We start from the raw sequence: 23061 nt of genomic DNA, 5'->3' as shown, positions 1-23061 counted from the left end.
TGGCAAAATACATAGAATAAAAGCTCCAGTCGCCATTCAGAATTTAATTCTGTGCGACTGGTGGACTTCTGCGTGAGCGCTCAGAGTTCGACTGAGCGCTAGACGAGGACGTTACTACCAATTACCAGATTTGTCGCAGTGAAATTATCCAAAGTCGCCAATATGAAATCGGAAGAACCATTACCATAGTAAGAGTAATTAACTTGTGTAGAAGTACCCGATTGCACAAACTGTAGGTAGCCATCTAAAATGGGATTGCTGCCAATGTAGCCCCGATTCTTAAACACGTTAGTAAGGACTAACTTATCCTCGCTCTGATTAAAGTCAGTGATTGTATCACCGGGATAGTTCAAGCTTTGGACGATAAACTGGTCAGAACCGCTACCGCCAGTCAGGGTATCATTATAATCACCAGCAAATAGGATGTCATCACCAGCACCTCCGATGAGGCTATTGTTACCTGCACCACCAAGCAGGGTGTCATTGCCAGCACCACCAAGCAGGGTATCATTACCTGCACCACCGCGTAGCAAGTCGTTGCCACTCTTGCCGTCGATGCGGTCATCACCCCCCTGACCATTAATCACATCATCTGATTTGTCAAAGCCATTGACATTGTTGTTCAGGTCATTGAGAAAGGTGACTGTGTTTTTGTTGAATATGCTGCTTTGAGTGGAGTTGGCATTAAAGACATCAAAGCTGTCACGAATGCTGGTTTGCCCATCAAACAGGATATTACCGATGGTAGAGAGGTTGTCTAGGTTTTCCAGGGGAAAGTTTTGCAGGATAACTTTATCATCAGCCACCCCTTCAAAGGTGATTTCTAGATTGTTACTATTCTGAGTGAGTAGCAGATTTCGGGATGTCAATCCAGTACCTTGGAATTTCAGGGTATCCAATCCGCCAATAATTGTTGCCGAGGGATTTGAGCCTTTACCTAGCCCACCAAAATCGGTGATGGTATCAACACCGTCACCTAAATTGTAAACAAATTTATCTTTGTCACCGCTACCAGTTAGGATGTCGTTGCCTTGATTACCTGTGATGGTATCATTCCCGCCTTGAGCGTTAATTATGTCACCATAATTGTTGCCTACGAGATTATCAGCGTCATTGGTTCCAATCAGACTATTGAACTCTAAGGCACCAATATCAACTATACCCTTAGATATTCTGTCAAATCTAGCGCCGCGTTGGTCGGTGGTGATACCTGCTGGAATCAGGGTATTATTGCCCGCGTTAATGGCGGGACTATCCGCAAGTAAGGCATTAGTAAAGGTTGCACCACCGTTATTTTGCAAAGGGCTGAGTTTGGGGTCGATAGGGTTGGCGCTGGTGCCGACGAGGGTGCTGGTAGTAAAGCCAGTGCTATTAGTGTTATCGCCAATTAGGTTATTGCCGAGGTCGGTGAAGTTGCCTTCAACGTCGCTGGAAACACTATACTTTAAGTTACCTGCAATGATAGTGTTTCCAACGATAACAGTGCCATCAGATTCATTGAAAACGCCCCCATTCTCAGGATCACCGTTGTAGCCACCTGTTGCCTCGTTATTGGTAATAGTGTCGTTGGTGAGGGTGAGAGTACCGCTGTTGTTATAGATGCCACCGCCTCTAGTATATACATTATTATTAGAGACAGTGCTGTTAGTCAGTCTAAAAGTACCATCGTTAAAGACGCCACCGCCGTCTCCTGCCCCATTACCAGAGATAGTGCTTCCCGATATATCAACAGTGCCGGAGTTATAAATGCCACCAGCATAGGACGGATAGGGGTTAGGAAATCGGTACTCTATACCTTTGGCGTATGACGTATTATTAGAGATAGTGCTTCCCGTTATCTTCAGGGTGCCTGTGTTAAATATACCGCCGCCGTAGGCATTGAATGATCTGTAGATGTATGCACTATTACCAGAGACAGTACTGTTAGTCAGGCTGAGAGTACCTGTGTTAAATATACCACCGCCTAATGATGACCCCTGATTGCTTGAGACAGTGGTGTTGGTCAGGCTGAGGTTGCCTCTGTTAAAGATGCCTCCTACTGCTCCCTGATTATCTGAGACAGTGCTATTAGTTAAGTTGAGGCTGGCATTGCTATTGAGCAAAATACTGCCATATATAACATCATTGGCATTGGCAATCTTCAAGCCATCAATGTTGACATCTGTTCCTGCCCCCGTGATCTCCAATACACTGGAGGTATTATTGCCGCTGATGGTCAGCTTAGATGCTCCAGTTCCCACAATGGTTAGATCATCACTAATGGTCAGTTGCCCAGAGGTAAGGTTAATGATATCTGGAGTGGCATCAGTGAACACGCCGCCTGCAAAGGTAATCGTATCCGCCCCAGCAGTCGCATTAGCATTCAGAAGCGCCTGCCGCAATGACCCTGCCCCAGAATCGTTGGTATTAGTCACCACTGTGTCAGTGTTAACAGGTAGTGGGGTGATGGGAGACTGGACTTCATAAGCACCAATATCAACTGTATTGCTGAAAATTCGGTTAAATCCAACACCTCTTTGGTCAGTAGTGAAATTAGCTGCAACTAGGGAATTATTGCCTGCGTTAATGGCGGGACTACCTGCAAGTAAGCTATGAGTTAAGGTTGCACCACCGTTATTTTCTAACGGCCCGAGCTTTGGGTCAATGGGGTTGGCGTTGGTGCCCACTAAGGTACTGGTGGTAAAATTAGTACTACCAGTCTGATTACCAATCAGATTATTGCCCGAATCTTTGAAACTGCTGCCGGACACATCGGGGTTGATATTCCCGGAGCTAGATTTGTCGAAGTTGCCTGCAATAATGGTGTTGCCCACAACGCTGAGTGGGTACTTGTATGTATCAAACTCCCCACTGAAAACGCCACCACCGTTACCAACACCATCACGGTTTGAGTCACCGATGTTATTGGTAATCGTGCTGTTGATGATGCTAAGGTTGCTAAAGTTATAAATGCCACCCCCATCCTCTAATGCCTTATTACCAGAGACAGTGCTATTAGTCAGGGTAGCTGTACCGACGTTAAAAGGAATCTCATCTCCTCCGTTATAAATACCTGCACCATTGTTCGCCGTATTGTTAGAGACAATGCTATTGGTCAGCTTGAAGTCGCCTTCGCTATAAATGCCGCCACCGATGGAGGTTGTCGTATTGTTATAGACGCTGCTTTTAGTTAGGTTGAGGATGCCTTCGCTATAAATGCCGCCACCGCTAGAGGTTGCCGTATTGTCAAAGACGCTGCTTTTAGTTAGGCTGAGGATGCCTTGGTTGGCGATACCGCCGCCGTTAGAGGTTGCCGTATTGCCAGAGACATTAGTATTGGTAAGCTTAAGGGTGCCTTTGTTATTGATACCGCCGCCGCTGGAGGCTGCCGTATTATCAAAGACATTAGTATTGGTCAGGCTAAGGATGGTATTGGTATTCACCAAAATACCGCTATCATTCCCATTAGCGATCGCCAAATCATCAATACTGACATCTCTCCCTATTCCCGATATCTCAAACACCTTGGAAGCATTATTTCCATTCACGGTGAGGTTCTATGCCCCCGTACCCAAGATGGTGACATCATAGGTAATCGTCAGTTGCCCAGAGGTGAGGGTAATGATATCTTGTGTTGTATCGTTGAACACTCCCCCAAAGGTAATGGTATCATCCCCAGCAGTAGCATTGGCTAAGTTAATTGCTTCCCGTAGAGTAGTGATGCCGTTGTTCGCATTACCATCATCTGTGTCTCCAGTATTATTCACCGTGAACGTTGCTAGTACTCCTGGGTAAGCTTCTCGCGTCGTTTCTGCAAACGCAAGATTTACTTCCATATCAGCGGTGTGGACTTCTAACTCCCAGTTACCGCCTAATGCTGCATTACCTATCCGCTGACGCGAAGCAGCAATATTTGCTCCTGTGAGTTGGCGCAGTTTGGCAAGAAATTCTGCCCCCACATCACCGGAAGCTACATTGCAACCATAGATGAGTAAGTTGGCTACAGATTTTGTAGCGGATGTCACCAATGATTTATCGGTTTTTGACGAGGCGGAAAATATCTTCTGCCATTGTTGCAGTTCCTGGCTATGGTATTCGAGGGTATCGAGTCCCAAGTGAGTGTTGCCCAGTTGCAAGCTACCGGGGGCACCGTGGCAAACTATGTGAATGCTGCTAAGATTCTGGTCAGCACGAGTTGCCAAAATCTCCGTAATTTGCTCAACACCGTTCTGTGTAGAGTCAATAACGAATACTTCGGTGTCGGGGATAATACCGTTAACTAAATTCTGATAGTCTTCAACTGCCGTGTCGATGAAGACGAGGCTATGCGTATATGAGGTGGTAATTATGGAATTTAATTGGAAGGGTGGAGTGTGTAAAATTGCCATTTTGTTACTTTAAACTAAGGTTATGAGTTGATCTAAAACTGACTGAAGCTTTGTCATAACCGGGTTTTCACACAATTTTTAACAGTTATAATGAATTATTTATTACTATTAATTTCCTTCTTTCTTATCGTCACCTAAGTTGCGGTTTTTGTAAAGCCAGAAAAGTATGTAATTTGACTAAATTGCTAAAGTTCCTCTTAGTGCCACTCAGTTCCTTCAGAAGATGGTAAGCATAGCTTGCTTCAACCTAAGATGACTCGGAACTCAAAAAGGCTTTGGCACTCGCTGTGTTGAATCGTATCCATATTTGTAGAGTCCGATGCTAGGGTATTGGCTGATGCTGGTCGTAGCTATTGGGGAATCGGAAATAAACCTGTAGCGGCTCAAGTAGCAGATTTGGTCTTCAAAATTTTGGAGTTTTACCCCGATTTATCGAGCCGTTACTGAATAAGTCTTTAAGCTAAGTAACTGGTTAGAAGCGCTCTTGGTCAGTAGCAAGTGGTCATTGTTACGCACTACTGACTACTTTTGATTTGTCGCTGAAGACCTCAATAATTATGTTGATTTACACACAGTTACTTATCTTGATTTCTTATACATATCTGAAAGATTATGCGAATTATACATATTTTGAACCACGTTCAAGAAATAGGTAATGGTATTGTAAATGTGGCTGTAGACCTGGCTTGTTTACAGGCAAAATCTGGTTATGAGGTAGCGGTTATTTCTGCTGGTGGTGAATATGAGAAATTACTAAATATTTGTGGCGTCAAACACTACCAACTAGATCAAACCAGGAAACCGATAAGTATTATCAAAGCAGCTGTACGTTACCGGGCGATCGCAGCAGAATTTCAGCCGGATATTGTTCATGCACATATGATGACAGGAGTCATACTAGCACGCATTTTTAAAGGGCACAAGTATGCTTTAGTTTCCACAGTCCACAACGAATTTCAGCGTGCTAGCCTGCTGATGGGTTTAGCTGACAGGGTAATTGCCGTCAGCAAAGCTGTACGAGATTCTATGGCAAGGCGCGGTATCCTAGAAAACAAGTTACGGGTGGTATGCAATGGAACTTTGGGCAGTCCCCGCACCCGACAAATACAAGATTATCAACCTTTACCATTACAGCGTCCAGCGATCGCTACCGTAGCCGGAATGTATCAACGCAAAGGAATTACTGAGTTAATCGCTGCCTTTGAACAAATTGCCTCAGATTTTCCCCAAGCACATCTTTATTTGATCGGAAATGGCCCTGATAAACAGCTATTTGAGGCACAGGCACAAGCAACTTCTGTAAAAAAACGCATTCATTTTGAAGGCTTCCAACCGGAACCTCAACGCTATCTCATATCTTGTGACATATTTGTGTTGGCTTCCCATCGTGACCCTTGCCCTCTGGTACTTTCGGAGGCTAGAGAAGCTGGAACTGCAATTATTGGCACTCAAGTAGATGGGATTCCTGAAGCTTTGGACAATGGGCAGGCAGGTCTTTTAGTACCACCAAAAGATAGTAATGTTTTAGCTGGGGTTTTAGTACAATTACTGAGTAATGCCGATATGCTGCATAAGTGGAAACAGCGGGCAAATCAAAACCTAGAGTGGCTAACTGTTGCCCGCGTCCATCAGGAAACATTGGTAGTATATCGTGAGTTAGTTACAGATTAACAGGGTAGCGATCGCTTTAGTTTTAAAGCTATACCTAAAGCACCAAAGACCAGTACACTCAAAACGCTAGTTGATTCAGGAATAGCGGTAAAATAACCAGCTACTCTGATAGGACCATCTTTATCCGCTTTCTCTGGTGGCACTGATGGAATGATTCCAGTACCTGGCGCTAGATTGGGCAAGGTAGCGAATGGATTGTAAAATAGGCTTCCGTTTGGGATTACGCCACCACTAAAAGTGATAGTACTACCACCGATGGTAATGTCTGTAAAAATATCCTTTAGATTAGGGTTATTAGAGTAACCAATCTTGCCATCTCCATTAACATCTCCCCACTGCACTAGTTCATTATCAAGTGGTGGAGTGGAATTCGGATTACTATAGGACAGCGTTTTTAAATCAAACACCAAGCTATTTATATCGTACCCAGTCGCATTGAGAAAGTTATTAGCTACATCTGGGACACCATATTCTATTACTTGCCCTGGTTGATAGTCTGTAAGGGTTCTTGGCTTTTTCGTGTTGAGTATATCTTGATTTTTACTCGTCACAATCGGTTCTACGAAAATGACGGCTCTCGCTGGTGCCAAAAACAAAAAACTAATTCCTGCTGCTCCTAGAACAGACAAGGTTATTTTGGTTGCTATTGTAGTCATATTTCTGTCCTCTTTATATTGATTGAGAGAATGCTATACCGTCTGGGTTAAATCAAACAGGAAAAACTCACTTTTAAAGTGCTATCTACCTGCTAGATAAATAGTGGTTAATGTGTGCCTGCTCACTGAGTTTATATCTACTCATAGGTTGATTTATAAAGCAATTATTGTAATGCTTTATCACCATAACTAGTAATTTCACGCAATCTTTATAAAAAATCTAAGTTAGAAGTTATATGTTGACAGATTTGGCAATATGTGTATTTTAAAAATCTGATTCAGATTCTCAGTGTGCAAGTATGCTGACAAAATTTAATTTGTCGTTAAAATGCTAACCATGAAATGATTAGCTATCCTTTGTTGTCTTGATAAGTGTCTGCTGCGGCATTTATTACTAAAGTGGGGTTACTGTGGAGGGTTTATACGTTGCCCTGTGAAAGTGAACGTCTCCTCTAGCGGGACATTATCTTTAAGCGGATTTGCGTTTAGTGAGAACAACCTCAGTGTTACTGTTCCTTGCACTATCCCAGCTTTCGGATCAAATGTCGCACGATAATCGGTTCTGGTAATTTTGCCGGGTAATGTCGCTGTTGGGTAATTAAAGTCGAGTCCGGTGGCAGTAATCTCTCTGTCGGAGGTACACTTCCAACTGCCCTGTATATTACCAAAAGGTTGAAAAGGGGGAACATTACTTTGGACTGAGGCAGTGGAGACAAAGTTGCCATCTTGAGTGAACGTTGTTATCCCACGAAATGAACCGAAGTTACCAGAGTTTGTCGTGAGGTATGTGCCTGTAACAAATTTGCGACAATCCGTTATGGATTCAGCTTCAGCTTTGTGCAGATTCACAAAGTTCGGAATAGTGACTGCGGACAAGATACAAATCGTTAACGTGGCAAAAGGATTAAAAGGGCTGCGGATAAATGACTGTAGCATAATAAATTTCTCCAGATAGCCTACTAATTTCAGCAGTCGATGATCTTAACTGGAAGTAGTTGTCAGTTTTGGGTGGGTGTGGGCTACTGCGGTAGTATCCACTCCGGACAATTCTATGTATAAGCAAATAAACGTCAGTAATGGTTCTGCTACGGTTATGACGCTAGGGCCCTCTGGTTTAGGTGTACAGGCATATGATAAAGCGAATTTGAAAGCGAAATGGGGGAACTAATGAAAAAGAGAATTTATTTTACAACTATTGCAGCGATCGCTGTCTTTGGTGCTGGTCTAGTTACTGCAAACAATACAACCAAATCCTTCGCACAAAGTACCGAGAAAGTATCTGCAAGTACTAAAATGATTAAGGGTTTGACAGTTACAAGAACAGAGGGGAGTATTATTGTACCAAAAGATGTATAGGATTTAATTGCAAAATCCGATATTATCGCTATTGGAAAACCAACGCAATCGATCACAGAAAGTACACCCTTAATTCAACGTGATTTTGGGGGTTACGTTACTGAAGCGATCTCCCAAACTAAATTTAAAGTACAAGGTGTGCTGAAAGGTGCGTCATATTCTGACACGCTATTGATCGGACAACAAGCAGCTATAGTTGCAGACAGAATCACCGCTAAAAGCTCCCTTCAGGTACTTGACGATTACCAACCGCTAGTCAAAAATGCGAAATACATTCTTTTCCTTAAGAAAGGTTTGAATGGTAGTCCATTGTATTTTCCTGTAGGGGTTTATTACGGCAAATTCAATATTGATGGCACAGACCAAGCTGAAAATAAAATAGAAAATTCAGATTTTAAGTTGATCCGAAAGGATGTGATTGAGAGATTTAAGAAGATTATAGACGAGACATCAGCTAGTTAATGATGCAACGCCGCTTTACTTTACAGCAAATAAATGGCTTGGTATTGTTTAAATAAGCTGTTCCTCCATTTCCCCGAATACGGTGTATACAACACAGTTTATCGAATAGCCCAAAGAAACCTCACCCTGGTTCTGCTACGCAAAACCTGTCCCTCTCCTTAGTAAGGAGAGGGATGTCTGTCAGGACAGGGTGAGGTTTTTGTTTTGGGTAATTCGATAAATTCTGTACACTGTTTTTGCGTTAATCCTGATCAGGAATTCAGATAAATTTTTTCGTAAATCCACGCAATCGGCTTAACACTGGCTTCGCCCAATTCCCACCTAGCAAATCGTGCAGCAGGATATAAAAACAGGGGATGATACAATAATGTCAGCATTGTTGCGTAGGCGTAGCCCGTCGTAGACATCGCCATCCCAAAGAAAACTACAATTCCTAAAGGCTGCAAAAACTCCGAACCTTCGCCAATGCCCAATGCCAAGGGAAACAGTCCTAAGATAGTGGTGACTGTAGTCATGATAATTGGGCGCAAGCGTTGAGGAGCAGCTTTCATGATCGCAATTTGGCGAGTACAACCTTCTTCATCCCGAATTTGGTTTGCTAGTTCTACCATTAGAATCCCTGCGTTCACCACAATTCCCACCAACAGCACAACGCCAACAATTACAGTTGCGCCAATTGCAGTTTGGGTAATGTAAAGTCCAAAAATTCCCCCAGCTAACGCCAGTGGTACGGTGAACATAATTACCAATGGGTCAATCAGCGAATTGTATTGCACCGCCATGACTACAAAGATTAAGAACGTTGCCAACGCCCCCAAAGTTTTTAAAGCATCCTGAAGTTGCTGATTAGTTTCTTGGGCAGAACTAGGCACAATTGAAACGCCATCAGGTAAGTCTACATCCTTAAGTACCTCGTTGACTTCTGCGATCGCTTCACCAAGACTAGCTCCCTCGCTGAGATTACCTGCCACAATAAAAGCTTGGCGCTGATTAATCCTTTGCACCTCACCAGGCGCTTGACCTTCTTGAATGTTTGCAACATCTGAGAGGCGGATTAGGTGATTGTTTTCTGTAAATAACGGTAATTGCTCTAACTGGGAAGGACGCGCAATCGCTTCTTTATTTAGCTGCACCCGCACATCAACTAAACGATTACCGCGTTGAATTTGCGTAGGAACTGAACCTTCAATTGCTGTTTGAACTGTTGCACCAATTTGTTCAGCGCTCAACCCTAAAGCCGAAACCCTTTCCCAGTCAGGGCGAATTTGGATTTCCGGTTGTCGGGGGTCTGCATCTGGTCGGAATGTCGCTAATTTTGCCCTTTCCTGCAATGCTTGCAGCACTTGTGCGCCTGCTTGCGTTAAGTTTTCTTCATTCTCACCTTGCAGAATCACGTCAACGTCTGACCCTTGCACTGGAGAATTACTCAAAATTAAACCCCGCACCTGACCAGGATTGAGGCGCAGTAGAATTCCTGCTAAATTGAGTTTGTTAAATTCCTGAGTTACTTTTTTGACGAAAGCTTCAACATCTGTGCCTGGTTTTAGATTGATAGTGCTACTGGCACGTAAAGGATTCTCTGTAGTATTGCTACCAAACAAAGAACCACCCACAGTTGTGAAAGCAGACTCGGTTTCTGGTTGTTTGAGCAAAATGTCATCGACAATTTGCATAACTTTCTGAGAAGTTGCTAAAGGTGTACCGGGAGGAAACTGCGCTCTCAAGTTAGCTTGACCAGTACTGATCCGGGGTAAAATTTCTTGGGGAATTTGACCAAACATAAAAAAGCTGCTACCGCCTAAAATTACCAAAGCAGCGGTAACTACGAGGAGCCGATAGCGTAAAATCTTGGTTAAGAAGTTACCGTATAAGAGCGTAGCATCTTCAAATCGGTGATTAAACTGTCTAAGCAGCCAAAATTCGCTGATTCGACTAGACCAGGGAATTCCCAAGAGTCGAGAAGACAGCATCGGCACTATTGTAATCGCGACGACTAGGGATGCTGCTACTGCGAAGCTAATTGTCAGAATCAGTTCATTAAAGAGCAGGGCAATAAAGCCGCCAATTAAGAGAAATGGCACTACAGAAACTAAGTTGGCACCTGTAACAGCAACTAAAGCAGATTCTACTTCTTGGGAAGCAGCGATCGCACTGTCAATAAAGAATTTTGCCCCAGAATCCGGCCACCAGAAGTGTCTTGGTTACGGGCTGTTAATTCATTTAATACATCATTTAACCCCACACCCAAAGCTTGCAATCGGTTCAAGTCAACAAGTACTCGTACTTCTTCTTCAGCACCACCAGATACATCAACTGAAGCGACTCCCGGCACGACACTGAGTTCACGCGTTAAATCTTCATCAGCAAATACGCGTAAATCTTTACCTGGCAGAGAAGCAGATGTCAGCGCCAATTCATAAACCGGCAATTGGGAGGGATCGACTTTAAATAAGCGCGGCTCCTCTATCGTATCTGGCAGTTGTCCTCGGCCTCGGTTAAAAGCAGCAGTAGCATCGTTTAGGGCTTGGTCAATATCGCCCCCTGGTTGGAAGTATAAATCGAGGCTTACCTGTCCTTCACGGGTACGGGAAAAAACTTGCACTACATTCTCGGTTGCCGATAAAGCTTCTTCCAGAGGTCTAGTGATTTCATCTACTGCTACTTCTGGTGAAATACCAGGGGCTTCTAGTCGGATGCCAATTCGTGGATAGGTAATTGAGGGTAGGAGATCGACTTGGATGGTTGTGAGAAAAAATACCCCAATGACAATTACTGCCACGGTGAGCATGAGTGTACCAATGTGTTGGCGGATAGCGATCGCACTGATACAATCCTAAAGGGTGTTGTATTACCTGTATATTCTGGTTGTTTTTGCAGCAAGTCAGTTCGAGCGATCGCCACATCTACAGCCGTTGCACCACTACCACGTTGTCCACTACCAGGACTTTGAGATTCTGCATCAGCCGATTCCTTGGGCAATGATCCGCAATTCGCCATCAGCAGTCCTATGCCCAGCAAACACGGAATCAATAATATGGGTGCAAAAGGGGAAGACACCTTTGTGTGAACACTACTCTTGACATCTGCGACAGCCACATCAGTCTTCACAACTGAATCTAACAGGACATTAATTACCTGGTTAGCGGCTGCGAAAGGTGAGATTTTCGCCTGCTTTTGCGGCTTATTTCTGTCCAAAATCATTTATTTTTCTCCTATTTGGGGAGCTTTTGGGGTTAAACAGCCGTGCATTACCAAGTAATTTTGAGACATTATGACCAATGAAAAGCGGCGAGAATCAATTAACTATCTTCTTGCAGAATTATGTATCAAAAACTACTTTTTATCACGAAAAATTCTCACAACTTTAACTCATTACATCGAGTAGGCAATTTTTTAGCTGCCGATGCAATTATTAATTTAGTATAAATACTTTTAAATTTCTTGCAATCTGCCCTTAGTAGAAGAGTAGCGTTTCTTGAATATATCGGACTTTCACGCCCCTACTTCTAAAATGGGTAGTATCAAATAACTATACTTCTGCTTACATAGCAAAACCTAACTATAGCAAAATGCCTAGTAATTTTTACCCTTGAAACGATATATTAAGAATAGTAAAGATAAGTTGCTTTTTTTGACGCTGTAATATTTCGATTAAGCAATTGCATATACAGCAAAGAAAAAGCCGATATCTACTACAGCTACCAAATATTAGGTGAGGAAAGTTACGAGTGACATCATTGCTAAAAATTGCACAAACTGCTGACGAATCCCAAATTTCGGAATTTTTCCAGGAATCAGTGGGGAAGTGGCGATCGCAACGACGCTATTACACCCTACCTCAGGGAGAAACCAAGGAGATGGAGAGTATAGTTACGATCAATTTTCTAGAGCAGGGCTGTGATCAATTGCAAAAGCTAGCTCAGATGCACGATTTGCCTGATCCAGTCAGTTTGATCTGTGGTGCAGCAGTTACATGGGAAAGTACGGATGTGCCCAAAGCAAGGAAAGAGTCGCAAGGTTCAACGATATTTGGGGTGATGGGAAACATTTTGTATCGCGATCGCGGTTTTGCCATATCCAAACCAGTCACCGCTCAGTATTATTTCTCTAACCCGAAAACACTGTTTTTACGAACTGAATACAATGGTTCAATGTTTGAGGAAGAGTTAAAGTTAATTGGCAGGAAATACCGCACTAGACAAACTATTATCTCTCGTGCCGGTGAGCAGTTGATGATTGGTCAATATTTAGAAAAAAGAGTGGATTAGTTTATCGGATGGGTGCAGCTGGCTACAGCCTCACCCGTTTTCAGACTAGCCAGCACCTAGCTATCAACTGGTAACATAACTTTTTATAACAGTTTTTTAAACTTTTCCCCAGAAAGTTAGTTGCTATGTCATCATGGGATGTGAAATGAGAATTAATTCGGCGACAGTGTTTGTTTTTAGTATTGACAGGCTTTTCCCTTTTGGTATTACAGACTTCTCTCCGAAATCTAAATCTCTACAAACTTATGATTTTGGAGACATTCCATGTCAATTTACGTAGGTAACCTCTCCTATGAAGTTACGCAAGATGCGCTGAGTGCTGTTTTTGCAGAATATGGTTCTGTAAAGCGTGTTCAGCTACCCACTGATCGTGAAACAGGCCGTTTACGCGGCTTTGCTTTTGTGGAAATGGGTTCAGAAGATGAAGAAACAAAAGCCATTGAAGCTCTTGATGGTGCTGAATGGTTGGGTCGTGACCTGAAAGTAAATAAGGCCAAGCCCAGAGAAGACAGAGGTGGTTCCTTTGGTGGTAACCGTGGTGGCGGCGGCGGCAACTTCCGTAACAACCGCTACTAAACCAAGTTTACTAAAGTAACTTAATTGAATTTAGAAAAGGCTTAAGCAGCAATGCTTGAGCCTTTTCTATACAAAACTTGAACTATGAATAATTTCGGAAAGTTGCTTATTATACCGCATCTATGATTCTCTAACCAGAGTCCCCTGATCAAAGATCATTTTCCATCGATCATTGTTCAATTGCCAGGTGGAACTTCGCAGCGAATGAACAGGCTGTTCGCCAGATCCACTATGTCTGACTATACGATAGGTTACTAAAACAACCCTGTTGCCAAAACTTTTTGAGTCAGGGGTTCGATGGGTTCATTCTGCAAGCTGTTGATAATTTGCTGTTTATCAAAAACACATCCTGAGATGACGAACTCAATGAACTCGTCAGCAAGTAAGTCTATGATATCTTTAGCTGACTTTCGTACATCCGGTTGAAGCAAACACTCTTCAAACTTATGGAGAAAGGATTCCTCTAATTCGTCTGCTTTTCCACTTGATGCCGTCATGCTTAATAGCTTTTCCGAAACTAACTTTATACTACCCTACGCAAAAAAGATGGGTATTCATTACCTACCCTACTTTCTTGACTACTTTTAAGCAGCATCAAGCGATCACTCTGGAACCTGAGTTCAATTATAAAGTCTGGTGTCAGTGGTGGTAGTTTTTTACACTCCCCCGGAACTTTTCAGTAATTCTGTTACATCAACCGATTTCTTATATCTTTAGGTGAGAGTACTGAAATCGGTGAACCTGTGAATCCATCTACATCACGAGTAACGATCGCCTCTAAGCCCAACTTAATCGCCGATGCTACCTGCACCGCATCTTCAAAATCACTTAACGCCAATGCGATCGCCTGTTCCAGCACCTCGCGATCCACTGCACAAATTTCCATCAGTGCCAACAATCGAGTCACTGCGGCAATCGCAACTTCAGCACTCTTGGTTTGGCGTCCAACCAAATAATGCACATCCGTAACCGTTGTTGCCGACATAAACCCTTCAACTTGCCCCGATTCAATCGTCTCTAACAAAAAAGCAGCATCCGCCACAAAAGGTTCACGCGCTAGCAAAGCATCCAGCAAAATGTTTGTATCAAATAAAATTCGTATTACAGATACTTTTGCACCAACCGCTCATCTAGCATGGTTTTCACTTCTTCATCTGTAGGTGGCAGGCTGTCAGTCTTCGCAATGCCGATTAAACTCGCAGCTAAACCCTTCGGCTTTGACGTTGGCTGGAGTTTTGGTTGGAGCGATCGCATTAATGTATTGATTAACTGCCAACGATCCTCGGCAGATAATCTCAGTGCTTGATCTTCAAGTTCACGTAACGTCATGGCAATGATTTCTAACTTATTTTTTATGCAATTTAGTTACATATTACCAAGCGCTCCGTTTTTATGGCGTTATCGCTGCCTGATTTTGTCCGGAGTATTGTTAATTACATGGTTTTTTATAAGTTTCATAATTTTATTATAAAATATACTAATATTGGTATATTTTTATTTCATACATTCAACAAGATTCGCTATCAGACATAATCTGATCCCTAGCAAGTATGCCCAAAATTAAAGCAATCCACCCCAAACCCCTCCCCGCAAGCAAGGAGGGGAACAATTGTACTAGCAAAAATCGGCTGGGGTCGAAAATTGGCCATGATTGATTAATAATGAGTTGCAGACTTGCGATGATGGACGGCTGTAACGCCATCATTATCTAGCAATTTGCCACTCTCAACAGTCGCATAAACCAGCCAGTGGTCGCCAGATTCCATCCGATTTTGTACGGAACATTCGAGATATGCTAAGGCATTTGTAAGTATGGGAGAACCGTTTTCAGCTTCTTGGGCGGCGACATCGGCAAATCGGTCTTGTCCTGGGCCAAAAGGTTTGAGGAAATGCTTCATAAACCCCAAGTGATTCCCTTCTTTAAGAATATTGAGGACAAATTTATTGCCTGAGTGTGTCAGTGTTTCTACTGCGCGTTCTTTGGCGACGGCTATGGTTAAACCAGGGGGACTAAAGCTAGCCTGAGACACCCAAGAGGCTAACATGGCACTGGAGCGATCGCCTTCTTTTGCTGTGAGAACACAAAGAGAACCGACAATCCGACCAACTGCTTGTTCTACACTTGTTGCAGGTTGCCTTGGCGATAGCGAAGCGCTGCTGCGAAACGCAGAACGCACTTTTCTAGCTTTCTTCAGTGCTTGAGCAAAATCGGTTCCAGCTTCTTCACACAATTGTAAGGTAGCATCGTTGGGTTTGAATTTTACGCGGATCGGATCAAAACCAAACCGATAGCCAGCATCTTTCAATTTACCTTCGATTAAATCAACCGCTTCCCCACTCCAGCCAAAGGAACCAAAAACACCAGCGAGTTTATTGTTAGTAGCCGTGGATAGCACAATTCCTAAAGCTGTTTGCACGGGTGTGGGTGCATGACCGCCGAGGGTAGGAGAACCGATGATAAAACCACCGGCTTTTTCTACAGCAGCCCGGATTTCTTCTGGTTCAGTAAATTCGCAGTTAATCGATTCTACGGCAACGCCAGCTTTTGTGATCCCACGAGCGATCGCTTGGGCTAATGTGGCTGTATTCCCGTAAGCTGATGCATAAATCAACGCTACTGTCAAGTCAGCAGATGTTTGCTGTTGACTCCATTCCCGATAAGCTTTGGTCAGTTCGATTAGGCCATAGCGTACCAAAGGCCCGTGCCCAGTGGCATACATTCTCACGGGAAAATCGACAAGTTTATCCAGCGCTGTTTCAACTTGACGGGCGTGGGGAGCCATGAGGCAATCAAAATAATAGCGCCGATCTTCGTTATATACTTCCCAGCCTTCATCAAATACCTGATCTCCGCAAACATGCGCCCCAAATAACTTATCTGTGTACAAAACTTCAGTTTGCGGGTCGTAGGTGCAAAGTTGATCTGCATAGCGGGGATTGGGGGTGGGAATAAATTGTAAATTATGCCCGTTACCTAAATCCAGAGTTTCTTCGCCCCGCATCACAAGAATTTGCAAATCTGGATTTTCCAGTGCCCCACGTAAATTTTTCGCCCCTGGATTAGAACAAACAAAAGTGATTTGCGGGGCAATTTCTAGTAAAGCTTTTAAAGTCGCAGCCCGGTTAGGATTTACGTGTCCCAAAATTACATAATCTAACTCTTCGACATGGAAACGCTGCTGCAATGCTTCTAAATAAATTTGCGTAAAGGTTTCCCCTGGAGGATCGATTATGGCAGTTTTATCGCTTTCTATTAAATAAGAATTAGCAGTTGTACCCTTAGCAAGAGCATATTCAATTTCAAATCTGAGCCTAGACCAACTGCGCGATCGCAGTATTCTTGTATCTGTAGCTATTGGATAAACTTGAACGTCACGGGGTTTATTTGTTGACATGGCTGAAATAATTTTAGATTTTAGATTTTAGATTTTGGATTGTTAATTAAACATCCAAATTCTGGATATTAAGTAGGGAGGGACATACTACACAAATGCTTTATTGAATGTTTATGGATTTTGGATTATTAATCTAAAATCCAAAATCCAAAATCCAAAATTAATAGTGGTTTCCGACTTTACGGTGATGCACAGCAGTCAAAGCATCTGGCTTAGAAACCCGTCCGGCGTAGACGGTGCTGTATACTGCCCAATGGTCGCCACAATCCATTCTACTGACAACTTCGCACTCCATGTAGGCAAGGGCGTCGTTGAGGATGGGGGCACCATTTTCGGCTGGCTGGGTTCTTACACCTTCAAAGCGATCTGCGCCAGGGGCGAACCGCTTCAAAAAGTGCTTCATTAGTGGTTGGAAATTGCCTTCTTCTAAGATGTTGAGAACAAAGCGATCGCCTACTTGCATGAGTGATTCAATTGCCCGATCTTTGGCGACTGCAATGGAGAATCCCAAAGGTTTGAAGCTGGCTTGACTAACCCATGAGGCTAGCATGGCACTGGAAACATCGCCTTTTTTGGCAGTAATAATATATAGTCCGCCGCTGAGTCTACCGAGTGCTTTATCTAAGTCTGCACCGAGGGATTTCATGGCTTTGATGCTGCGATCGCGTGTTACCCATTGCCCTAAGTCTGTACCCGCTTCTTCACACAGCTTGTAGGTATTTTCTGTGGGTGTTTGTTTAATCCGAATCGCTGGAAAAACCGTTGTCAAACCCAAATTCCGGAATTTACTCACCAAAGGATCTATCGGCTCATCATCGCCACCGCCAGTTTCAAACACGCCTATGGCTTGCTTTTCTTTGGCAGATCCTAAAACTGTACTGAGTGCAGCTTGGATGCTAGCAGCGCCAGAAGCCGGAGGTAGACCAACGATTAGCCCAGTACAGCGGCTAACTAGTTCCCGCAGTTCTTGGAAATCGACTTCAGATCCCAAATCGACAATTTCTACGGCGACACCAGTTTTACCAATCCCGTTGGCAATTGCTTGCGCGAGGCGATCGCTATATCCGTATTCGGAAACGTAAAATATCCCAATTGTTGTTTCTGCCTTGGTTTGTGTTTGGCTCCAAGTGCGGTAACGTCCAGTTAGTTCCTCAACATTATGGGATAATAATGGGCCGTGTCCTGTGGCAATCATATCGATGGTTTTCAATTCCGCCATCCGCTTTAGGGCAGACAGAACTGAGCGGGCATTCGGCCCCATCAAGCAATCGTAGTAGTAATGAAAATCTTCTTCGATAGCCGCCAAATCTTCATCAAAGGTGCTATCTGAGCAATAGTGCAGCCCAAAGGCATCGCAGGTATAGAGAATTTTGGTTTTGTGGTCAAAGCTGAAAATGGTATCTGGCCAGTGTAAATTTGGAGCAATCACGAATTCAAATTCATGACCATTGCCCAAATCTAAGCGATCGCCATTTTTCACAATCCGCCGTTTAAATGGCTGATGTACCAAATCCTCAAGAAACTGAATCGCCACCCTAGAGCCGACAACGGTAATTTCCGGAGCCATTTGCAGCAAATCTTTAACTAAGCCGCTGTGGTCTGGTTCAGTGTGGCTGATAATCAAATAATCAATCTCTGTTGGCTTGATTAGTCCGGTAAGCGTATCAAAGTATAGTTGACGAAACTTTTCGTGGGAGGTATCAACTAAGGCAGTCTGCTCCCCACGGATGATAAACGAGTTATAAGTAGTACCGTTTTGCAGACCAAACTCAATATCGAAGCGATCGCGATCCCAATCTAATGAGCGAATAGCCGTCGTCTCTTGAGCGATTTCCACAGTCTCTATGGTGAGCCGTTTTTCAGTTTTTTCGGTGAGCGCTACCATAACTCCCCTCCTTGACAAATTGAGTATTTATTCCTCTAGTTTTATTGTTACACGGCTTGAATGTTAATTTTTATTAAAAAAGCTATGACTGACTTAAAAAAGTTAAAACAGTGAAACCGTATAAGCACCCAGAACAAACAGAGAATGTTTGGCTAGCTTTAGAAATTGGGAATTCTCGGCTGCATTGGGCATTGTTTCTAGGTGAGACGCTTTCCTCAGCTTGGGATACCGATCATCTACCTGAGTCTGTTATACAGCAGTTGGCTGAATGTCAAACCCTAAATGATTTACTAGAAAAAATTTTTTCACCCCATCAGAGAATTGATGAACAAGAAGGACACGGAAATAATTCCCTCCCCACGTCATTGCGTCTCCCTCCTCTTTTCATAGCCTCCGTAGTTCCCAGCCAAACTGCTATTTGGCAAACTTACCCCAACATTCGGGTCATTACCTTAGACCAAGTACCGCTCAAAGGTATGTATCCCACACTAGGAATTGACCGCGCTTTAGCTTTGTGGGGTGCGGGGAAAACGTGGGGTTTTCCAATGTTACTGATTGATGCTGGGACAGCGCTGACTTTTACGGCTGCGGATGAGAATCAGTGTCTAGTTGGAGGTGCAATTCTGCCAGGAATAGGTTTGCAATTTGCGGCTCTCGGTCAACAAACAGGACAATTACCATTAGTAGAAATGCAAAAGTTTGCCTCTTTACCATTACGTTTTGCCTTGAATACTACAGAAGCAATTCAAAGTGGAGTTATTTACACACTAGTAGCTGGAATCAAAGATTTTCTTGAAGCGTGGTGGCAATTATTTCCTAATGGGAAGATTGCGATTAAAGGAGGCGATCGCACTTTATTACTAAACTATCTACAAGCCCTCTATCCGGAAATTGCAGCATTTTTAATTGTAGAACCAAATTTGATTTTTTTGGGAATGTGTTTAGATTAGCTTCATAAAATTTCGTTAGTTAATCAATCCTCTGTTGACAAGGTTGCAGCTTACTTGATTACGATCGCAGGTGCAAGTAATTAGAATGTTGGGAAACAGTTAAATATTGGTATCGAGTCACAAGATAACCAACATTCATTTACAAACGAAACTTCTGTCGAGAATATCTGGTCTTATCCTGTAAGTGCATCAGGATTTCAGAATTACACTGGAACTGCACCTGTAGTCGCAGATAATAATAACCGTGGGTGGTATTCGGGTTGGTTTCCTGTACAAAATGGGAACCCAAATGCTATTCAATTCTTACATCCTTAATAGATTGTAATCAACAGAGTAAAAGATGAAAAAGCTTTTGTTTTTAGGTATTTTGGCGATTGGGATCACAATTCCAACGACATCATTATTAGCGCAAAATTCAGTAGATAACCCAGATAATAGTAATCCTCCGGGATTGAGAAGACCCCCTGAATTAAAGCACCCTATTATTCCCGAGCCACCGTCACCAACAACGCCGACAGAATATCTTTATCCAGATAACAGCGCAAAACCCGTTTTGCAGATGATTACAAAAGAACGTGCGATTGGACAATTAAGACAAGGGTTGAATCTCAAAAATGCACGGCTTGTAACTTACGCCGATTACATCAAATTTAAAAGTAAACTTGGCGGCGATAGCGTCGAAAATGCTCAAGTACACCCTAACCGTCGTGTCTGGTTAATTGAAATTGATGCACCAAACGGGATTGATGTAGCACAACGAGTCCGTGATCAAAAAACACCACCTTCAGAAAAATTTAAAAAATCGAAAATTTTAATGGTAGTGGATGCAGAAACTGGAGATAGACTAAGCATCGATATGGCAGAAAATCAATAACTTAAATTTTGACCCAGCTATTCTATTAACCATTACGTTTATTTAATTCAATACCTTCGCCAATTTACGAGGCTGAGTTGATATATTAACGTCCTGTTCTCAAAGGTTTGGCAAAAACAATAAGTCCTAAAAATTACTTCAAGGTTTCTCGCAAGCATTTTTTCAGGTATTCCCAGCAGTCTCAAGGGTTTTAGCTGACAAGGTAGCTTGTCAGCTAAACTCTTATATATGAGTCATTTTGCCGTTTTTGCCAAAATTTTTGTAGGCTCTTATTTTGGCAAAGGTATTGTTAATTAATATAAATAAACAGGTTGGCTGGAATTAAAAAGCCAGAAATCCCAATGCAGTGAGAAAATTCAGTTAAAGTGCTAAAGTCGAGCATTAGTTTACTGAGATTGATTTGGATTCAAGTTGCGATCGCCCATTATCGTGATGCGACAGGGCCGCCATTCCATGTTCTTGGGCACGTAGCTCTTGATCAGATATTTCTGGCTCCTTAATATAGACCGAACTAAGTAAGATATTCAGGACTCCACTTTCTTCAGCCTGACGCACAGCGCAATGCGTAATCAATTCACCCACATTCAGAATCACGTTGTCTTCTGGATCAAGAATGACGCGGGTAACAGGACGACCCAGTGCAAGTTCAATTCGTTGCTTCCTCATCGCCCGTGTGCTGCGTGTTTGTAGCATTTCTGCCTTCTGTTTCAAGGCTTGCCAGAAAGTGTTGAGGTTTGCTTGGGCGACACTTGCCCCCTGGCGCAGTTGAACTTTGGTTTCTAACCATGTGTCACTTGTGGTAGAACGAACTGCGGTTGCCAGAGCCAGACCAGCAGCGTTGAGTAATTCTGCTTGTTTGCCGTAAGTCTGGGCACGACCAAGGACGGATTCAGTTACAATCTGCCCAGATGCCGCAATAATTAAGCCATCGTCAGCACGCACTGTTTGCAGGACTCTGCGCCCTCTTGCCTGCTGCATCGCCTGTGCTGCCAGCCCATTAACGGAGTGACGTAGGTTAGCAGCACTGCTCATCGTTGCACTCCCGATTCGATTGCTAGCAGATTCTGTTGCTGCTTGCAAATTGCGGCTGATATTGGCAGTCAGACTGCCACCCGTGGCTCGATAGAGTTCATCGAGGATACCTATGCGCTCGGCCGCTTCTGCATCGACTAGCGTGACTGACTGCCCCTGTAGTAGCAGTACACTACCGTCTGGAGTTAGCACATCCCGCTCGACATGTTTGCCAATCACATATATTTTTTGCTCGGCAGGGTCAACCAAATTGTTTGTCAGGGAGGCAGCTGCATCTCGATTCAGTTCTTGCAGTTTACTGCTGGTAGCATCAGTTGCGGCTTGTAGTTGCTCACCTGCATTCTGGCTTGCTGACTGTAGCCTGCGGTTCACGTTCTCTACTGAGCTTTGTAGTTGCTCACCTGTATTCTGGCTTGCTGACTGTAGCCTGCGGTTCATGTTCTCTACTGAGCTTTGTAGTTGCTCACCTGCATTCTGGCTGGCTGACTGTAGCCTGCGGTTAGCCGTTTGAGCCGATTCTTGCAACCTGTCTTCAGTTGCTTGGACGGCTCCCCGGATACCACCAACCTGTTCTTCCATCATCTGAGCAGTTTCTGGAGGCACAAAGGCAACATCGTCACCAATTGTCAGTGCTTCGGGAGCAGGAACGAACGATCGCCCCGAGTAAGCATCAGCAAATACACCGCCAGAAACTTCGTATCCTTCCACCAGTCCACTATGCTCATCGAAGAACAAATCCACCAGTCCACCAAGGTAAAGTCCCTCAGTGGTCAGAATTCTTGTTCCTCTTAGTACGATATTTTGGTGCAGAATCTCTTTTATTGCAGGCACACGATGTGCCTTAACAACAGATTCTTTCGATTTAACTATAATCGCATCTGACCCGATCGCTTGCACCTCTTGTAGAGGAATGACTTTTGCATTCCGAAACAGTCCCTTCTCTTCAACCAGGAAACCCAAAAGTTGATTGCGTTTGTGATCAAAAATTAAATCTAGAATTCGCTGAATTTTCTTACCCTTGTCAGAGGTGACGACTACTTTATCGATCACATCACTACCTTTACGCATTTCTCTATCCCTCGCAGTTATTATTGATTGGGTTATTTAGTGACTTGTTCGTTGGTTGGCTGAATTTTTAGCTGAAAATATCGTCCCTCTCTGCCAAAACCGGGAACGATGTCAATAACACCAAAGTATTCCATGAATACCCCAAAAATGGCGACAAGGATGATGAGAACGGTGATGTTTGCTCCAGTATTAGAGCGCTGTCCTACGAGTCTAGGCATTTTTTCCTCTTACTTTATTGTTGTTTTTTTATCGCCAAGCTGGCTGTAAAAATCAGACAAAGTTGTTTACATCATTATTAATTGGACGTACATCTCTATCTACCCGCATATGCCATCGCTCAGTTTTTTCTTCAAAAATAAATAAATTCAACAAATAATATGGGCATTTGATTATTTGGATTTCCCTAAGCAATGGTTTGAGCAATTTTAATTAGCGCTCGTGCTGGTGATGGGGCAGCTTAATTTAACGGACACCCCTATATATCTGTACAATGATCAACTA

19 protein-coding genes and 1 pseudogene are annotated in these 23061 nt (G+C 43.3%); 7 read left to right on the top strand and 13 right to left on the bottom strand.

Translation table 11 applies throughout. The features are described 5' to 3' along the window. Positions 1-98: 98 nt before the first annotated feature. Positions 99-3527, bottom strand: a complete 3429-nt coding sequence (locus V7K85_RS17440) for a beta strand repeat-containing protein (protein ID WP_334814922.1) — start codon at positions 3525-3527, stop codon at positions 99-101. A gap of 9 nt (positions 3528-3536) precedes the next feature. Further along, positions 3537-4367, bottom strand: a complete 831-nt coding sequence (locus tag V7K85_RS17435) for a DUF4347 domain-containing protein (RefSeq protein WP_334814920.1) — start codon at positions 4365-4367, stop codon at positions 3537-3539. Positions 4368-4979: 612 nt separating this feature from the next. Between V7K85_RS17435 and V7K85_RS17430 the strand changes: the two genes are divergently transcribed. Next, on the top strand, positions 4980-6038 hold the full coding sequence (locus tag V7K85_RS17430; protein WP_334814919.1) for a glycosyltransferase family 4 protein: 1059 nt from the start codon (positions 4980-4982) through the stop codon (positions 6036-6038). Here the strand turns inward: V7K85_RS17430 and V7K85_RS17425 are convergent. Together V7K85_RS17425 and V7K85_RS17420 are read right to left on the bottom strand one after the other, a co-directional pair. Beyond that, the gene (locus tag V7K85_RS17425; protein ID WP_334814917.1) at positions 6035-6694 is read right to left on the bottom strand and encodes a hypothetical protein; all 660 of its coding nucleotides are present in this window, start codon (positions 6692-6694) and stop codon (positions 6035-6037) included. The two genes, V7K85_RS17430 and V7K85_RS17425, sit on opposite strands and share 4 nt — an antisense overlap. Before the next feature lie 405 nt (positions 6695-7099). Further along, positions 7100-7630: a hypothetical protein gene (locus V7K85_RS17420; RefSeq protein ID WP_334814915.1), complete on the bottom strand. Its 531-nt coding sequence runs from the start codon at positions 7628-7630 to the stop codon at positions 7100-7102. Positions 7631-7861: 231 nt separating this feature from the next. Here V7K85_RS17420 and V7K85_RS17415 point away from each other — a divergent pair, with 231 nt between their 5' ends. Together V7K85_RS17415 and V7K85_RS17410 are read left to right on the top strand one after the other, a co-directional pair. Beyond that, complete coding sequence (locus tag V7K85_RS17415) at positions 7862-8050, top strand: hypothetical protein (RefSeq protein ID WP_334814913.1); 189 nt, start codon at positions 7862-7864, stop codon at positions 8048-8050. A 138-nt stretch (positions 8051-8188) separates the two neighbouring features. Next, entirely contained in the window at positions 8189-8512 is a 324-nt protein-coding gene (locus V7K85_RS17410; RefSeq protein WP_334814911.1) for a hypothetical protein, read from the top strand. 259 nt (positions 8513-8771) lie between these two features. Here V7K85_RS17410 and V7K85_RS17405 read toward each other — a convergent pair. Together V7K85_RS17405 and V7K85_RS17400 are read right to left on the bottom strand one after the other, a co-directional pair. Continuing rightward, positions 8772-11300 (bottom strand): annotated as a pseudogene (locus V7K85_RS17405) (efflux RND transporter permease subunit). Beyond that, entirely contained in the window at positions 11282-11713 is a 432-nt protein-coding gene (locus tag V7K85_RS17400) for a hypothetical protein (protein ID WP_334814909.1), read from the bottom strand. Before V7K85_RS17400 ends, V7K85_RS17405 begins: the two are co-directional and overlap by 19 nt. 527 nt (positions 11714-12240) lie before the next feature. Here V7K85_RS17400 and V7K85_RS17395 point away from each other — a divergent pair. Both V7K85_RS17395 and V7K85_RS17390 read left to right on the top strand, forming a co-directional pair. Next, the gene (locus V7K85_RS17395; RefSeq protein WP_334814907.1) at positions 12241-12780 is read left to right on the top strand and encodes a phycobiliprotein lyase; all 540 of its coding nucleotides are present in this window, start codon (positions 12241-12243) and stop codon (positions 12778-12780) included. A 264-nt stretch (positions 12781-13044) separates the two neighbouring features. Continuing rightward, positions 13045-13356: an RNA recognition motif domain-containing protein gene (locus V7K85_RS17390; protein WP_334814905.1), complete on the top strand. Its 312-nt coding sequence runs from the start codon at positions 13045-13047 to the stop codon at positions 13354-13356. Positions 13357-13610: 254 nt separating this feature from the next. On the opposite strand, the gene V7K85_RS17385 is transcribed toward V7K85_RS17390, so the two are convergent. The 5 genes from V7K85_RS17385 to V7K85_RS17365 form a co-directional block, all read right to left on the bottom strand. Next, positions 13611-13853: a nuclear transport factor 2 family protein gene (locus V7K85_RS17385; RefSeq protein WP_334814904.1), complete on the bottom strand. Its 243-nt coding sequence runs from the start codon at positions 13851-13853 to the stop codon at positions 13611-13613. A 191-nt stretch (positions 13854-14044) separates the two neighbouring features. Next, entirely contained in the window at positions 14045-14452 is a 408-nt protein-coding gene (locus V7K85_RS17380; RefSeq protein ID WP_334814986.1) for a type II toxin-antitoxin system VapC family toxin, read from the bottom strand. 5 nt (positions 14453-14457) lie between these two features. Next, entirely contained in the window at positions 14458-14685 is a 228-nt protein-coding gene (locus V7K85_RS17375; RefSeq protein ID WP_334814902.1) for a hypothetical protein, read from the bottom strand. A gap of 326 nt (positions 14686-15011) precedes the next feature. Beyond that, entirely contained in the window at positions 15012-16751 is a 1740-nt protein-coding gene (locus V7K85_RS17370) for a diflavin flavoprotein (RefSeq protein WP_334814900.1), read from the bottom strand. Between the two features lie 160 nt (positions 16752-16911). After that, positions 16912-18636 carry a diflavin flavoprotein gene (locus tag V7K85_RS17365; protein ID WP_334814898.1) on the bottom strand — a complete coding sequence of 575 codons (1725 nt, stop codon included), beginning with the start codon at positions 18634-18636 and terminating at the stop codon, positions 16912-16914. Positions 18637-18746: 110 nt separating this feature from the next. Between V7K85_RS17365 and V7K85_RS17360 the strand changes: the two genes are divergently transcribed. Then, on the top strand, positions 18747-19586 hold the full coding sequence (locus V7K85_RS17360; RefSeq protein ID WP_334814896.1) for a pantothenate kinase: 840 nt from the start codon (positions 18747-18749) through the stop codon (positions 19584-19586). 340 nt (positions 19587-19926) lie between these two features. Next, on the top strand, positions 19927-20460 hold the full coding sequence (locus V7K85_RS17355; RefSeq protein WP_334814894.1) for a hypothetical protein: 534 nt from the start codon (positions 19927-19929) through the stop codon (positions 20458-20460). Between the two features lie 381 nt (positions 20461-20841). On the opposite strand, the gene V7K85_RS17350 is transcribed toward V7K85_RS17355, so the two are convergent. Together V7K85_RS17350 and V7K85_RS17345 are read right to left on the bottom strand one after the other, a co-directional pair. Next, complete coding sequence (locus V7K85_RS17350; protein ID WP_334814892.1) at positions 20842-22560, bottom strand: PRC-barrel domain-containing protein; 1719 nt, start codon at positions 22558-22560, stop codon at positions 20842-20844. 32 nt (positions 22561-22592) lie between these two features. Continuing rightward, a complete protein-coding gene (locus V7K85_RS17345) occupies positions 22593-22778 on the bottom strand; it encodes a hypothetical protein (protein WP_298906380.1) in 186 nt (61 codons plus the stop codon). Positions 22779-23061: the final 283 nt, after the last annotated feature.

The organism is Nostoc sp., from assembly GCF_036917615.1.
Lineage (GTDB): Bacteria > Cyanobacteriota > Cyanobacteriia > Cyanobacteriales > Nostocaceae > Nostoc.
The sequence above is the reverse complement of the archived record's forward strand: the minus strand, read 5'-3'. Positions and strand labels throughout refer to the sequence as shown.

Excerpts from the sequence above, each read along its gene's own strand:
- V7K85_RS17435 (WP_334814920.1), bottom strand. The coding sequence starts at position 4,367 with ATGGCAATTTTACACACTCCACCCTTCCAATTAAATTCCATAATTACC.
- V7K85_RS17430 (WP_334814919.1), top strand. The coding sequence starts at position 4,980 with ATGCGAATTATACATATTTTGAACCACGTTCAAGAAATAGGTAATGGT.
- V7K85_RS17425 (WP_334814917.1), bottom strand. The coding sequence starts at position 6,694 with ATGACTACAATAGCAACCAAAATAACCTTGTCTGTTCTAGGAGCAGCA.
- V7K85_RS17420 (WP_334814915.1), bottom strand. The coding sequence starts at position 7,630 with ATGCTACAGTCATTTATCCGCAGCCCTTTTAATCCTTTTGCCACGTTA.
- V7K85_RS17415 (WP_334814913.1), top strand. The coding sequence starts at position 7,862 with ATGAAAAAGAGAATTTATTTTACAACTATTGCAGCGATCGCTGTCTTT.
- V7K85_RS17400 (WP_334814909.1), bottom strand. The coding sequence starts at position 11,713 with ATGATTTTGGACAGAAATAAGCCGCAAAAGCAGGCGAAAATCTCACCT.
- V7K85_RS17390 (WP_334814905.1), top strand. The coding sequence starts at position 13,045 with ATGTCAATTTACGTAGGTAACCTCTCCTATGAAGTTACGCAAGATGCG.
- V7K85_RS17385 (WP_334814904.1), bottom strand. The coding sequence starts at position 13,853 with ATGACGGCATCAAGTGGAAAAGCAGACGAATTAGAGGAATCCTTTCTC.
- V7K85_RS17375 (WP_334814902.1), bottom strand. The coding sequence starts at position 14,685 with ATGACGTTACGTGAACTTGAAGATCAAGCACTGAGATTATCTGCCGAG.
- V7K85_RS17370 (WP_334814900.1), bottom strand. The coding sequence starts at position 16,751 with ATGTCAACAAATAAACCCCGTGACGTTCAAGTTTATCCAATAGCTACA.
- V7K85_RS17365 (WP_334814898.1), bottom strand. The coding sequence starts at position 18,636 with ATGGTAGCGCTCACCGAAAAAACTGAAAAACGGCTCACCATAGAGACT.
- V7K85_RS17355 (WP_334814894.1), top strand. The coding sequence starts at position 19,927 with ATGAAAAAGCTTTTGTTTTTAGGTATTTTGGCGATTGGGATCACAATT.
- V7K85_RS17350 (WP_334814892.1), bottom strand. The coding sequence starts at position 22,560 with ATGCGTAAAGGTAGTGATGTGATCGATAAAGTAGTCGTCACCTCTGAC.
- V7K85_RS17345 (WP_298906380.1), bottom strand. The coding sequence starts at position 22,778 with ATGCCTAGACTCGTAGGACAGCGCTCTAATACTGGAGCAAACATCACC.